12 protein-coding genes are annotated in these 13,121 nt (G+C 68.2%); 11 read left to right on the top strand and 1 reads right to left on the bottom strand.

Translation table 11 applies throughout. The features are described from left to right. Positions 1–131 precede the first annotated feature (131 nt). Positions 132–1,106, bottom strand: a complete 975-nt coding sequence (locus GT613_RS09665; RefSeq protein ID WP_009305891.1) for a helix-turn-helix domain-containing protein — start codon at positions 1,104–1,106, stop codon at positions 132–134. A 203-nt stretch (positions 1,107–1,309) separates the two neighbouring features. Here GT613_RS09665 and GT613_RS09660 point away from each other — a divergent pair, with 203 nt between their 5' ends. The 11 genes from GT613_RS09660 to GT613_RS09610 all read left to right on the top strand — a co-directional run bounded on the left by GT613_RS09660 (position 1,310) and on the right by GT613_RS09610 (position 13,067). Continuing rightward, entirely contained in the window at positions 1,310–1,957 is a 648-nt protein-coding gene (locus tag GT613_RS09660) for an MptD family putative ECF transporter S component (RefSeq protein ID WP_009305892.1), read from the top strand. A gap of 7 nt (positions 1,958–1,964) precedes the next feature. Then, the gene (locus GT613_RS09655; protein WP_009305893.1) at positions 1,965–2,690 is read left to right on the top strand and encodes an energy-coupling factor transporter transmembrane protein EcfT; all 726 of its coding nucleotides are present in this window, start codon (positions 1,965–1,967) and stop codon (positions 2,688–2,690) included. Then, positions 2,690–4,162 (top strand): ABC transporter ATP-binding protein, encoded by a 1,473-nt coding sequence (locus tag GT613_RS09650; RefSeq protein ID WP_009305894.1) that lies wholly within the window; start codon positions 2,690–2,692, stop codon positions 4,160–4,162. Before GT613_RS09655 ends, GT613_RS09650 begins: the two co-directional genes overlap by 1 nt. Positions 4,163–4,319: 157 nt before the next feature. Next, on the top strand, positions 4,320–4,931 hold the full coding sequence (locus GT613_RS09645; RefSeq protein WP_009305895.1) for a TetR/AcrR family transcriptional regulator: 612 nt from the start codon (positions 4,320–4,322) through the stop codon (positions 4,929–4,931). A 91-nt stretch (positions 4,932–5,022) separates the two neighbouring features. Further along, on the top strand, positions 5,023–5,673 hold the full coding sequence (locus GT613_RS09640) for an MptD family putative ECF transporter S component (RefSeq protein WP_009305896.1): 651 nt from the start codon (positions 5,023–5,025) through the stop codon (positions 5,671–5,673). A gap of 16 nt (positions 5,674–5,689) precedes the next feature. Continuing rightward, entirely contained in the window at positions 5,690–6,442 is a 753-nt protein-coding gene (locus tag GT613_RS09635; RefSeq protein ID WP_015759913.1) for an energy-coupling factor transporter transmembrane component T, read from the top strand. Then, positions 6,439–7,914 (top strand): ABC transporter ATP-binding protein, encoded by a 1,476-nt coding sequence (locus tag GT613_RS09630; RefSeq protein ID WP_035578755.1) that lies wholly within the window; start codon positions 6,439–6,441, stop codon positions 7,912–7,914. The genes GT613_RS09635 and GT613_RS09630 overlap by 4 nt, the downstream gene beginning before the upstream one ends. A gap of 108 nt (positions 7,915–8,022) precedes the next feature. Further along, a complete protein-coding gene (locus GT613_RS09625; RefSeq protein WP_009305899.1) occupies positions 8,023–9,882 on the top strand; it encodes an ABC transporter ATP-binding protein in 1,860 nt (619 codons plus the stop codon). Between the two features lies 1 nt (position 9,883). Further along, positions 9,884–11,629, top strand: a complete 1,746-nt coding sequence (locus GT613_RS09620) for an ABC transporter ATP-binding protein (protein WP_009305901.1) — start codon at positions 9,884–9,886, stop codon at positions 11,627–11,629. Positions 11,630–11,780: 151 nt separating this feature from the next. Further along, a complete protein-coding gene (locus tag GT613_RS09615; RefSeq protein WP_009305903.1) occupies positions 11,781–12,152 on the top strand; it encodes a metal-dependent transcriptional regulator in 372 nt (123 codons plus the stop codon). Positions 12,153–12,500: 348 nt separating this feature from the next. Continuing rightward, the gene (locus tag GT613_RS09610) at positions 12,501–13,067 is read left to right on the top strand and encodes a DUF1062 domain-containing protein (RefSeq protein WP_015759916.1); all 567 of its coding nucleotides are present in this window, start codon (positions 12,501–12,503) and stop codon (positions 13,065–13,067) included. Positions 13,068–13,121: the final 54 nt, after the last annotated feature.

The raw sequence follows: 13,121 nt of genomic DNA, 5'->3' as shown, positions 1-13,121 counted from the left end.
CTCCTCGCCTTGCGTCGTTCTCCCCGAGCTGCGCAAGGGGTCGGCATCCGGGCGTCCGAATGTTTCACGTGAAACATTCGTTCTGGTTTCATTCGAGGCGCGACCCTCGACGATCCCTCGATCGCCTCCGCTCAGGCGCTGCGGCGGCGGTAGGCGCTGGGGGGCACGCCGGTGCGGCGGCGGAAGGCTTCGGCGAACGCGCCGGGCTTGCGGTAGCCCACGGCGCGCGCGATGTGGGCGATGGGCTCGTCGGTGGAGTTGAGCAGCTCGATGGCGCGCTCGATGCGCGCGTCCGCGACGAACGCCGCGGGCGAGGTGCCGTACGCCGCCTTGAACGCGGCCTTCAGCTTCGTCCGCCCCATGCAGGCGCGGCGCGCGAGCTCCTCGCAGGACAGGGCGCCCGCAAGATTTCCGCTGATGTAGGCGCTCAGGTCGTCGAGGGCTGCACGGTCCTCCTTTGAAAGCGTCAACACGCTGCCCTCGGCGCGCTCCGCCTCGATGATCGCCGCGCGCTCGATGACCAGCGCAAGCGCCTCGGCCACCGCCCCTTCGTAGAACAGGGTGGCCGCCATGCCCGTGCCCTGGTAGGCGCGCACCTGCTTGAACAGGGCTACCAGCTCGGGGAAGTCGGTGCGCCCGTCTACCAGCGCGAAGGCGCGGCGCACGTCGGGGATGTTCCCGAAGCGGGCCTGCAGATAGTCGCGATAGTAGTCGGGCGAGATGGTGATGGAGGTCGCTCGGGTGGCCGATCCTGGCTGGTAGAGCGCCACGTACTCGGCGCCCTCCTCGGCGAGGTAGGTGGATATGGCCCCGGCGCGCAGCGTGCTGCCGCCGCTCTGCACGATGAGGTCGGCGGCTTCGTAGTATCCGATGGACAGGTGCTCGGCGTGGCGGTAGCGCATGACGCCGGCGTGCTCGAACGTCATGTCGAAGGCGTTGACGGCGAAGAGGTTGTCGTGGAAGTAGGCCCAGTATTCGCCGTGCCCGCAGCCGTTCGCGAACCGGTAGACGCTGCCCGCCGAACCGTATCCCGGCACCGTGCCGGCGGGCACCATGTCCCAGAGGCGGAACGCCTCGTCGTACATGTCGTCTTTGATGCTGCGCATTCGCTTCCTCCTCCGTCTGCCCCCGGGCTGCCGATCGCGTGCGTTCCGCACTGCCCGAAACGGTCGTTTCGCTGCCGTGAATCGTCGCGCGCGCCCGTCGTCGCTGCTGCCGTCCGGCTGATTCGCTCATTATACCAAAAAGTTACCGAGGGTTAACAACGCGCTGCCGGTTGGCGGCGTTCGACGGGAAAGGAGCGTGCGCAATGGCATCGAACGTGGCAAACACGCAGGGGGAGAGGGCGGCTTCCGCGACGGCGAACCGGTGGACGACGCGGGATGTGCTCACGTTCGTCATCTTCAACATCGTCATCATCGTGGCGACGATGGTCGTGAAGCTGGCGGAGGACGCGGTGCTCTCGCCGCAGAACACCTTCTTCGTGGGATCGTGGCTGTTCCCGCTGGTATCCACTCCGTTCTACCTGGTCATGGCCGATCGCATCGGCAAACGCGGCGTGCTGGGCGGCTCCATCCTGCTGTTCGGCGTCCTGTACACGTTCATGGGCGGCCTGTACTGCGCGCCCGTGGCCGTGGTGGGCGCCGTGATCGGCGAGCTGGTGATGTGGGGGAAGGGGTCGTACCGCAGCATCGTGCGTTCGGCCGTGGGCTTCTTCGTGTACTGGGCGACGTTCGCCTGTTACGGCATTATCCCGTATCTCCTGTTCAAGGATGCGTACATGGAGCAGCTGGGCGCGTATTACAGCGCGAGCGACGTGGCCGCCATGGTGTCGCAGTACACGGAGCTGCCGTGGATCCTGCTCATGCTGGCGATGTTCGCCGCCGGTACGGCGCTCGGCGCGGTCATCGGCGCGAAGTTCCTGAAGAAGCACGTCCGCAAAGCGAAGATCGCGTAAGCGCCCGATGGAGACGAGCTCGCAAGCGCGCCCCTTCGCGCGCCCCGACCTGCGCGCGGGCCTGTTCGGCCTCGACCCGCGCACGCATCTGCTGGCCGTCGTGGCGTTCGGCGTTGCGTCCATCGTGCTCACCGGCTTGCTGGAGACGGCGTTGTTGCAGGTGGCTGCCGCGTTGTACCTGGCGGGCAACGGGCGCGCTCGCTTGGCGCTGCGCTCGTGCGCAAGCTTCGCCGTCGTCGCGGGCCTCAGCTTCCTGCCGCTGCCGGGGCTGTACGGGGTGCTGTTCGTGAGCCTGCTGCACATGGTGCCGCCGTTCACGGCGGGCTGCGCGTTGTTCTCGCTGTCTCCTTCGGCTATCATGTGCGCGCTCGCGCGGTGGCGCGTGCCGCAGCGCGTGCTCGTGGGCGTGTGCATGCTGTTCCGCTTCGCGTCGGTGCTCTCGTTCGAGGCGCGCTCCATCGTGCGCGGCATCCGGCTGCGCGGGGTGTTCCCGCGCGCGATCGACGTGGCGCTGCATCCCGCCCTCGCCTACGAGTGCTGCTACACGCCGCTTGTCATGCGCTGTTTGCGCCTGTCGGCCGAGCTGGCCGCGTCGGCGGAGCTGCGGGGCATCGAGGCCGACGGCGTGCGCACGTCGGTGCATCATGTGGGATTCGAGGCGCGCGACGCCCTTGCCGCCGTGGCGGTGCTGGCCGTGTGCGCGGGGCTGTGCGTGTGGGGGAAGGTGGCGTGATGGCGCAAGCGCAGGACAGCGAGCGGGCGGCGGCCGTGCTGCTCGACCGGGCTTCGTTTCGCTACGTGGACGAATCCGAGCGGGGGTTGGAAGCGGAAGCGGGTTCTGCCGCGCCCGCATCGGGCAGCCGCGTGGACGACGTGTCGCTGTCGGTGGCTCCCGGCCGCTGCCTCGTGCTGTGCGGGCGCTCGGGCGACGGCAAGTCCACCGTGTTGCGCCTGGTGGACGGGTTGGCGGGCACGTTCTTTCCCGGCGATCTGACGGGCGTCGTGGAGGTGTGCGGCGCCGACGTGCGCCGGCTCGCACCGCGGGAGCGCACCGAGCGCCTCGGCGTGGTGATGCAGGACCCGCGCAGCCAGTTCTTCATGGGGACGGTGGGTGACGAGATCGCGTTTTCGGCCGAGAACCTGGGGGTGGACCCCGCCGAAACCGTGCGCCGCGTGCATGCCGCCGCCGAGACGTGCGGCGTGGAAGGGCTTCTGGGCGAGAAGCTGTCCGAGCTGTCGAGCGGCCAGAAGCAGCGGGTGGCCCTCGCCGCCGCCATCGCGTGCGGTCCGGCCGTGCTCGTGCTGGACGAACCCACGTCCAACCTGGACGCGCAGGGCTCCGAGGCGCTCGTGCGCATCCTGGCCGAGCTCAAGCGCCGCGGCACCGCGGTGGTGGTATCCGAGCATCGGCTCCACCAGCTGCTGCCGGTGGCCGACGCCTACGTGTGCCTGCGCGCCGGCCGCGTCGTTGAGCGGTGGAGCGCCGACGCGTTCGCACGGCTCGGGCTGGAGGACGCGGCGGCATACGGCTTGCGGCATCCGGACATGGCCGCGCCCGCGCCGGGCGTCGGCGGCGTTGCGCCTGCAGCGAGCGGTTGGCGGGTCGAGGGGCTGACGTACCGCTACCCGTCCACGAAGCGGGGCATCCGCGACTTCGATGCCGCGTTCGCCTGCGGGGCGGTGACGGTGATCGAGGGCCCGAACGGGGCGGGCAAGACCACGCTCGCGAAGGTGCTGTGCGGCGCGACGCGCGAGCAGGCGGGGCGCGTGACGTTCGACGGCCGCCCCGTGCCGCGCCGCGAGCGACGGCGGCGCAGCTACTTCGTCATGCAGGACGCCGACTACCAGCTGTACGCCGGCAGCGTGGCCGACGAGGTGGTGCTGGGGCGGCGCGTGGACGAGGCGCTGAAGGCGCGCGCATGGGAGGCGCTCGAGGCGTTCGACCTGGTCGATCTGGCCGATCGACATCCTGCGAGCCTGTCGGGCGGTCAGAAGCAGCGCGTGACGCTGGCGGCGGCGTACTGCTCGGACGCCGACCTCATCGTGCTGGACGAGCCCACGAGCGGCCTCGACGGCCGCGGCGTGCGCGAGGTGTCCGCGTGGTGCCGCACCCTGGCCGCCGGCGGCAAGGCCGTGGCGATCATCACCCACGACAACCTGCTGGCCGCTCTCGCCGGCGATGCCGTCGTGGAGCTGAAAGGCTAGGCACCCGACGGGGAAGGCGGGCGAGCCGATTGCCCGTGCGCTGTCGATCGCGAACCGCGCCGCAAGTTCGGGCTTGCAATCCGCCCGGAGCGCCTCTATACTGATAATCACATTATCGATAATGAAATTATCAGTAGAGGGAAAGGCGGTTGGAAGCTTGTCGAAATCCGACGCGAGCATCGACCCTCGCATCCTCGACAGCGCACGGCGGGAGTTCCTCGCCCGCGGCTTCGAGGGAGCGTCCTTGCAGAGCATCTGCGCGGACGCCGGCGTGACGACGGGTGCGCTCTACAAACGCTACAAGGGGAAGGCCGATCTGTTCGAAGCCGTGGTAGCTCCCACGCTCGCCGACATCCGCGCGCTTGAGGAAGAGGCGAAGCGCCGCGATTACGCGCTCATGGACGATAAGAACCTTCGCGAGCTGTGGGCTCTGTCCGAAGATATCCATCGCCAGTGGATGATCTACTTCTACGAGCGCTACGAAGGGATGCGGCTCCTGTTGTGCTGTGCAGAGGGCACGGCCTATGCGAACTTCCTTCACGACTTCGTGGCGCGCAACACGGCGTTGTGCATGGAGTTCGTGAACGAGGCGCGTCGGCGCGATTTGCCGGTGAGCGACATCGACGCCGACGAGTTGCACATCCTGCTCACGGCGTACTGGTCCACCGTGTTCGAGCCCCTCGTCCACGGGTTCCCCCTGGAAAAGGCGCTCGGATACTGCAAGCGCATCGCCGGGTTCTTCAATTGGCAGGTGGTGTTCGGCTTCTAACATGCGGTGAGGAAACGGAAGACGAGGCGGACGGGATCCGCCTTTTCTCGAACCAAAGGTTACCCTAATCTAACATTTGAAAGGAAACGCCATGCAACAGAACGCAGGGCAGGCGCAAGCCATGCCCGAAACCGAGGCCGTGCCCGCGGGAAAGCGGCCGGGAGCGCGCAACGAGCGCCTGAACGTGCGCGACTTCGTGACCATCGCGGTGCTCACCGTGCTGGAACTGGTGGTGTATTTCAGCATCGGCATGATTGCGGGCTCGACGCCCATCGGCTGGTGTTTCACGCTGGGCATCCAGGCCATCCCGTTGGGCATCATCTTCATGCTGATGTACGCGAAGGTGAACAAGCGCGGCGTCGTGCTCATCTCGGGCGTGCTCGTGGGGCTGCTCGTGGGTATGAGTTTTTGGCTTACCGGCCTCGTCATCGCATTGGGCGCGCTGGCTGGCGAGGTTATCTGGAACGTCGCCAACCGCAAGCGCTTCGCCACCATGGCCGCCAGCTTCACGTCCATCATGGTGGGCTGGTATCTGGGCGCGTTCGCCCCGCTCGTGCTCATGAAGGACTTCTTTTTGAACTCGGTGCCCACGATGGCTGAGTTCTACGGCAGCGTGTTCGATATCGTGGCGGGCCCTCTGTTCTTCGTCTGCCTGGGCGTTACCGCGCTTGGCGGCGTTCTGGGCTCGCTGCTGGGACGCGCTGTGCTGAAGAAGCACTTCGAACGCGCGGGGATCGCCTGATATGGAGGCCGCGCGCATGCAGAACGCGACCGCCGTGCCTCGCGACGGGGGATCGGGCGTGCCGGCGGTGAGAAACCTCGACCCGCGGATGAAGCTGCTTATCGTCCTCGTGGTGGGGTCGGCCGCGCTGTTCAGCCCGCATCGTGCCCTGTTGCTGTGGTGCTATGCGATTATCGCGGCGCTGTGGCTGCTGTCGGGCGAGGCGCGTCGCGCGCTGGGATTCGTGGCCGTGCTCGCGGCGGTGGCGCTTGCCGAGTGGGGCGCGGGGTTCATCCCCAACGCCACGGTGGCGGGCATGGTGGGTTTTCTCTTCTTCATTTTCGCGCGCTCGCTGTCTACGTTTGCGCTGATCATGTGGATGTCGGTGGGGTTGCGCATCGATGATCTCATCGCGTCGCTGCAGCGCTTGCGCCTGCCGCGCGGCCTCGTCATCACCATCGCCGTGGTGTTTCGCTACCTTCCCACGGCTGCCGACGAGTTCCGGAAGATCAGCGCCACCATGCGGCTGCGCGGTGTGGAGCTCTCGGCGCGCAACCTGGTGCTGCATCCCGGCCGCTCGCTCGAGTACGTGCTGGTGCCGCTCATCATCCGCACCATCAAAATCGCCGACGATCTGGCCGCTTCCGCCATGACGCGCGGCCTCGACCTCGTGGGTGCGCGCACGACGTACCGCGACGTGCGCATCGGAGCGTCGGGGGCGCTCGTGACGGCGGCGGTGCTCGTCTGTACGGCGGCCGGTTATGTCGCGTGGGCGGTGAACGTGCTATGACGGCCAACGAGGTGGTGGTGGCAGGTGCGACGGTTCGTTACGCCCACGATGGCCAGCCTGCGCTGCGCGGCCTCGACCTGCGCGCGGGCGGCGGGAAGCTCGTGCTGCTGCTGGGCGCGAGCGGGTGCGGTAAAACCACTGCGACGCGCCTGCTGAACGGGCTGGTCCCCCATTTCTTCGAGGGAGGCGCGCTCGACGGCTCGGTGGACGTGTGCGGCATGGAGCCGGCTTCCGTCAGCGTGCAGCGGCTGGCCGGCGCGGTGGGGTCGGTGTTCCAGGATCCGCGCAGCCAGTTCTTCGCCACCGACGTGTCGTCCGAAATCGCGTTCTCGTGCGAGAACCTCGGCGTTCCCGCGCTCGAGATGCGCCGACGCGTGGCCGAAGCGGCCGGAGCGTGCGGCGTCGCGCACCTGATGGACCGCAGCATCTTCGACCTGTCGAGCGGCGAGAAGCAAGCGGTGGCGGTTGCGTCGGTGCTGGCGATGCGCCCGCGCGTGGTGGTGATGGACGAGCCGTCGGCGAACCTCGACGAGGTGGCCACCGCTCGGCTGCGCACCATCGTCGAGACGCTGCTGCACCGCGGCGTGACCGTGGTGGTGTCCGAGCATCGGGTTCACTATCTGGCCGACCTTGCCGACGAGGCGCTGCTGCTGCGTGCAGGGCGCGTGGAGCGGCGTTTCGCCGCGGGAGAATTGGCGCGTCTTACGCCCGAGGCATCGCACGAGCTGGGCTTGCGCGCGTCGAGCCTCGACGAGGTGCGCGCCGTGCCGCGCGCGGAGGCCCGGGGGCCTGCGGTCCTTGAAGTGCGCGACGTGAGCTTCGGCTATCGGGGCGCGCCGCCCGTGCTGAAGGGAACGTCGTTCTCGGTGCGGGAGGGCGAGGTCGTGGGCATCGTCGGACGCAACGGCGTGGGCAAAAGCACGCTGATCGACCTCGTGTGCGGTCTCAAGACGGAGTGTGCGGGCACGGTGTCCATCGGCGGCGTCGCGTTGCGGCCGAAGGAGCGCGTGCGGGCAAGCTACCTGGTCATGCAGGATTCGGATTGCCAGCTGTTCGCGGAAAGCGTCGAAGCCGAGCTGCTTCTGGGCGAGCGTGCCGACGAGGCGCGCACGGCGCGAGCGCGCGCAGCGCTTGCGCGCATGGGGCTTGCGGGGCTGGAGGACCGTCACCCGGCATCGCTGTCGGGAGGCCAGAAGCAGCGGCTGTCCATCGCGGTGGCCTACATGAAGGATGCGAAGGTCGTGTGCCTCGACGAGCCCACGAGCGGCTTGGACTGGGCGTCGATGATGGGCGTGGCGCAGCTGTTGCGGGACCTGGCCGAAGAAGGGCGCGGCATCGTGGTGATCACCCACGACTACGAGTTCTTGCTGGCGGCGTGCGACCGGGTGCTGCGCATCGGCGAGGGCGGGTCGGCGGTCGAGGTCGGCTTCGACGGCCCTGGCGATGCGAGTGCGCTCCGCAACCCCGAATAGTCGTTTCGGTGCCGCGATGCGGCGGGAGTCCCTCGATCCTGTGCCGGCGGGCGCGCGTTTCGGGCATTCTGAGCGAAGTTTGATAAAGCTAACTTGAGGAGTTGACCAATGGAAGTTTCTCCGGCGAACCGCGACGTGCGGCCAAGCGCGTTCGCGAAGCTGTACTACTTCATGCGGCCGGATCGCGGGCGCATGGTGTGCTCGCTCGTGCTGGCCTGTATCGGCGAGGCCGTGGGCATGGTGCCTTACGTGGTGATCGCGCTGTTGGCGGCGGGGCTCATCGAGGGCACGCTGACGTTCGAGCGCGCGGCCCTCCTGGCGGCCGTCGCCGCGCTCGCGCACGTCGCGCGCTTCTTCTGCACGTGGCGCTCGTCCATGATGAGCCACCGCATCGCGTTCAAGGCGCTGGCCACCATGCGCGACCAGATGGCGGAGAAGATGGAGCGCGTTCCCATGGGCACGATCATCGACACGCCCACCGGCACGTTCAAGAACCGCTTCGTCGACAACGTGAACCAGCTGGAAGACGCCATCGCCCACTTCATGCCCGAGCTGCCGTCGAACGTGTTCGGGCCGTTGCTGGCCATGGTCATCGTGTTCGCGCTCGACTGGCGCATGGGGCTGGCCGGGCTGGCCACCATCCCTCTGGGCGTGCTGTTCTATGCGGCCATGATGCGCGATTACAAGCCGAAGATGGCCCGCTACATCGGCAGCGAGCAGCGGATGAACTCGTCGCTCGTGGAGTACGTGAACGGCATCCAGGTGATCAAGGCGTTCGGGCGTACGGCCAGCTCGTACGGCGGATTCTCCACCGCGGTCGCCGAGTACCACGACTCGACGCTCGCGTGGTTCAAGCAGAGCTGGGTGTGGATGGCGGCCGTCAAGTCGGTGGTGCCGTGCACGCTGCTCGTGTCGCTGCCGCTGGGCGTGTGGCTCATGTCCGCAGGCCAGCTGACGCTGCCGATATTCCTGACGTGCATCGTCATCCCGCTGGGCTTCATCGCGCCGCTGCTGAAGTTCGCGCAGGCGGGCGGCCAGATCTCGCGCATGGACGTGTGCCTCAACGTCATCTGGGACTTCCTGGGCACGCCCGAGCTCGTGCGCCCCGCCGAGCGCGTGCGGCTGGACGGCGAGTCGTTCGCGTTCGAGAACGTGTCGTTCTCCTACCACGAGGGGGCCGAGGTGCTGCACGGCGTCAGCTTCGAGACGCATCCCGGGCAGATCACGGCCATCGTGGGGCCCAGCGGTTCGGGCAAATCGACCGTGGCGAAGCTCATGGCCGGGTTCTGGGATGCAACGGACGGGCGCGTCGCGTTCGACGGGGTCGATGTGCGGAACATCCCGTACCAGCAGCTCATGGAGCATATCTCCTACGTGGCGCAGGACACGTTCCTGTTCGACCGCACGCTTGCCGACAACATTCGCATGGGGCGTCCTGCCGCTTCGCAGGTCGACGTGGAGGCCGCCGCCCGCGCGGCGGGTTGCCACGAGTTCATCAGCCGCTTGCCGCAGGGCTACGACACGCGCGCCGGCGAGGCGGGCGAGAGGCTGAGCGGCGGCGAGAAGCAGCGCATCGCCATCGCACGCGCCATTTTGAAGAACGCGCCCATCGTCATCCTCGACGAGGCGACGGCCTACGCCGATCCCGAGAACGAGGCGCTCGTCGAGCGCGCCATCAGCAAGCTCGTGGTCGGGAAGACGCTCGTCACCATCGCGCACCGCCTGTCCACCGTGACGGGCGCCGACCAGATCCTCGTCATGGACACCGGCCGCATCGTCGCCCGCGGCACGCACGACAAGCTGCTGGAATGCTGCCCGCTGTACCGTCGCATGTGGGAGCAGCACAGAAGTTCCGCTGTTCTACGAACAGCGGAACCGGCCGACGCTGCGGCTTCCCCCGGTGGCACCGGGGAAACCCTCGCTGACGTTTCGACGACGGGCGACAACGATATCAAGGAGGCGATGTAGCATGTTCGCGCTCATCAAACGCGTGCTCGACCTGGCTGGCAGCTTCTCTCCGGCGGCGCGGCGCAGCCTGACGTGGGGCATGGTGTGCAACATCCTGAAAGCGTTCTTCATGGCCGGTATGCTGGGCGCGGTGTTCTGGGCGCTCGAGAACCGCGACCACCTCGACGCCGTCGTGGCGCTGCAATGCCTGGGCATCTTGGCTGTCAGCGTGATCGGGCAGTACGTGTTCCAGTACCTCGTGGACATCACGATGGACGCGCAGGGCTTCCACATCTTCCGCGACCTGCGCCTGCGCGTGGGCGACCGGCTGAAGGCCGCGCCCATGGGCTACTTCTCCGAGCAGCGCCTGTCGGCCGTCACCACGACGCTGACCACGACGGTGCACCAGCTGGAGGAGTTCATGACCATCTGCCTGACGGGTCTGACGGGCGGCGTGGCCATGGCGGTGATCATGAGCCTGTTCTTCCTCGCCGTGGCCTGGCCCATCGCGGCCATCACGTTCGCGGGCATCGCCGCGGGCCTGTGCGTGCTGAACGTGCTGCGCCGCCGCGCCACCAGCGTGACGCGCGAGGTGACCGCCGCGCAGGAGGCCATGGCTGACAAGGTGATCGAGTACGCTCGCGGCATGGCCGTGCTGCGCACGTTCGCCACGCCCGACGAATCGCTGGCCGCCGCGAAGGCGTCGTTCCAGCAGAAGCGCGCGGCCGATTACCATCAGGAGGCCGCCGCGCAGGGCATCCTCAAGCTGTACGCGCTCGTGTTCAACCTGGCCAGCTGCGCGGTGCTGTTCACCGCGTGCGCGCTGTACCTGAACGGCGCGCTGCCGCTGTCGTGGGCGCTCACGCTGCTCGTGGCCGCGTTCATGATCTACGGCGAGCTCATCCACGCGAACGATGCGGCGTTCCTCACGAAGAAGATCGAAGGCGAGCTCGACCGCGTCGACGAGGTGTGCGACATCCCGAAGCAGAACGCGACGGACGCGCCGCTCGCGCCCGCCGATTTCGGCATCGAGATGAACGGCGTCTCGTTCGGTTACGACGCCGACCGGCGCGTCATCGACGACGTGTCGCTGCGCATCCCGCAGGGCACGAGCTGCGCCATCGTGGGGCCCAGCGGCTCGGGCAAGACGACGCTCGTGAACCTCATGGCCCGATTCTGGGACGTGGACGCCGGCGCGGTGCTGCTCGGGGGCCAGGACGTGCGCAAGGGCACGGCCGAGAGCCTGCTCGCGCACGTGTCGATGGTGTTCCAGAACGTGTATCTGTTCAACGACACCGTGGAGAACAACATCAAGTTCGGCATGCCGAACGCCACCCATGCCGACGTGGAGGCCGCCGCCAGGCGCGCCCGCTGCCACGAGTTCATCATGCAGCTGCCGCAGGGCTACGACACGGTGCTCGAGGAGGGCGGCGCCAGCCTCTCGGGCGGGGAGCGCCAGCGCATCTCCATCGCGCGCGCCATCATGAAGGATGCGCCCATCGTCATCTTGGACGAGGCCACGAGCTCGGTCGATCCTGAGAACGAGCACGAGCTGATCGCCGCCATCGGCGAGCTCACGCGCGGCAAGACCCTCGTGTCCATCGCGCACCGCCTGAACACGGTGGCCGGCGCCGATCAGATCCTCGTGGTGGACGAGGGCCGCATCGTGCAGCGGGGCACGCACGACCAGCTCATGGGCGAGCAGGGGCTCTACCGCGACTTCGTGAACCTGCGACGCGAAGCCGCCGGCTGGCGCCTGGCGGGGTAGGGCGCGCGCCGTCGCGCGCCGCCTGCGAAATGTCCGATCGGAGTAGGCGCGCGGCTGTTTGGAGCGGAACGGGCGGCCCGTTTCTGCTATACCGGAGGGAAGGGAAACGCACTGCGCGCGCGGCGGCCGCCCGCGCGGAGAGGAGGTGCAGGTGAAGCAGCCTGTTCATGAGTCTGCCGAAGACTATCTGAAAGCCGTGTTGGCGCTGGAGCGCGAGCACGGCTACGTCCGCGCCGTGGACGTAGCCGGCCGGCTGGGCGTGTCGAAGGCGAGCGTGTCGAAGGCGCTGTCCAAGCTGGAGCGCCAGAAGCTCGTGCACGTGGTGGCCCACGACGTGCGGCTCACCGCCGAGGGGCGCGCCGTGGCCGAGCGCGTCAGCGAACGCCATGCGTTCTTCCGCGCTCTGCTGCGCGCTGCGGGCGTGGAGGCCGTCGTCGCCGACGAGGAGGCGTGCCGCCTCGAGCACTGCCTGTGCGAGGACTCGTTCCGGAAGCTGGTAACCGCGCTCGACGCGCGCGGCTGAGAGCGCTCGGTTGACGCGCGGCGGGTCGCCCGGTATGATGGCGGCCCGGGCCTCATGGCCCGCAACCCAACGAAAGGCTCTCCTCTCATGACTGTTCCTCCCAACCGCTAAACCACGCGACACATCCGTCCCATCCGCTGCCGCGCCGCGCGCGGCCGCTTCGTGATGGGCGCTGCCCGTCCGCCTGCCGCCGCTGCGAGCGGCCGTTTTGCGATGGGCCGTCCGGTTGAGATGCACAGACAATCAGAGAGGTTCCCTGTATGAAAAAGCTGAATAACGGCGTGGTGCCGCCCGTGCCCACCTTCCATTTCGAACGTATTCGGATTGCGAAGGAAGGCAACAACCATCATGAAAACGAGTATATGGCGCGTGGAGGCGACCGCCGCGCCGGTCGCGCTGCGCCCTTGTGGGACCTGCGGTGCTGACGCGGAGTTCGCGTCCACGGGCCTGTTTCGCGTGAACGCCCAGAAGAAACGTCTGGACGTGTGGCTCATCTACCGGTGCGCCACGTGCGGAAGCGTGTGGAACAGCGCCGTGATCAGCCGTGGGCGTCCGGGAAGCATCGACCGCGAAGAGCTCGAGCGGTTCACGGGCAACGATCCCGTGATGGCGCTGTGGTGCGCGCTCGACGTCGGCTTGCTCAGGCGCAACGGCGCGCGCCGGGGCAAGGTCGCCTTCGTCGTCGAAGGCGACCGGCCCGCCGGCGGCGAGGACTGTCGGGTTGAAATCGACGGCGGCGACCTTGCGGGCCTGCGCCTGGCCGAGGTGCTGCGGGCCAAGTTGGGCGTTTCGCGCAGCGGCTTGGAGCGCCTCGTGGAGGCGGGCGACGTGAGCGCCGCCGACGGAGCCGACGTCCTCGCCGCGAAGCTCCGTCCGCACCAGACGATCCTCGTGCGCGGGCGGCGCGAGCAGTAGGCGGGCAGGCGGCCCGGGACCACGCTCCCGGGCCGCTGCCGGGGCCCCGGCCCC

The organism is Eggerthella sp. BIOML-A4, assembly GCF_009875575.1.
GTDB classification, from domain to species: Bacteria; Actinomycetota; Coriobacteriia; order Coriobacteriales; family Eggerthellaceae; genus Eggerthella; species Eggerthella lenta.
Note: the sequence above shows the minus strand (reverse complement) of the source record. Positions and strands in the feature narration are given on the sequence as shown.

Coding starts and splice junctions, on each gene's coding strand:
- GT613_RS09665 (WP_009305891.1), bottom strand. CDS start 1,106: ATGCGCAGCATCAAAGACGACATGTACGACGAGGCGTTCCGCCTCTGG.
- GT613_RS09660 (WP_009305892.1), top strand. CDS start 1,310: ATGGCATCGAACGTGGCAAACACGCAGGGGGAGAGGGCGGCTTCCGCG.
- GT613_RS09655 (WP_009305893.1), top strand. CDS start 1,965: ATGGAGACGAGCTCGCAAGCGCGCCCCTTCGCGCGCCCCGACCTGCGC.
- GT613_RS09650 (WP_009305894.1), top strand. CDS start 2,690: ATGGCGCAAGCGCAGGACAGCGAGCGGGCGGCGGCCGTGCTGCTCGAC.
- GT613_RS09640 (WP_009305896.1), top strand. CDS start 5,023: ATGCAACAGAACGCAGGGCAGGCGCAAGCCATGCCCGAAACCGAGGCC.
- GT613_RS09635 (WP_015759913.1), top strand. CDS start 5,690: ATGCAGAACGCGACCGCCGTGCCTCGCGACGGGGGATCGGGCGTGCCG.
- GT613_RS09630 (WP_035578755.1), top strand. CDS start 6,439: ATGACGGCCAACGAGGTGGTGGTGGCAGGTGCGACGGTTCGTTACGCC.
- GT613_RS09625 (WP_009305899.1), top strand. CDS start 8,023: ATGGAAGTTTCTCCGGCGAACCGCGACGTGCGGCCAAGCGCGTTCGCG.
- GT613_RS09620 (WP_009305901.1), top strand. CDS start 9,884: ATGTTCGCGCTCATCAAACGCGTGCTCGACCTGGCTGGCAGCTTCTCT.
- GT613_RS09610 (WP_015759916.1), top strand. CDS start 12,501: ATGAAAACGAGTATATGGCGCGTGGAGGCGACCGCCGCGCCGGTCGCG.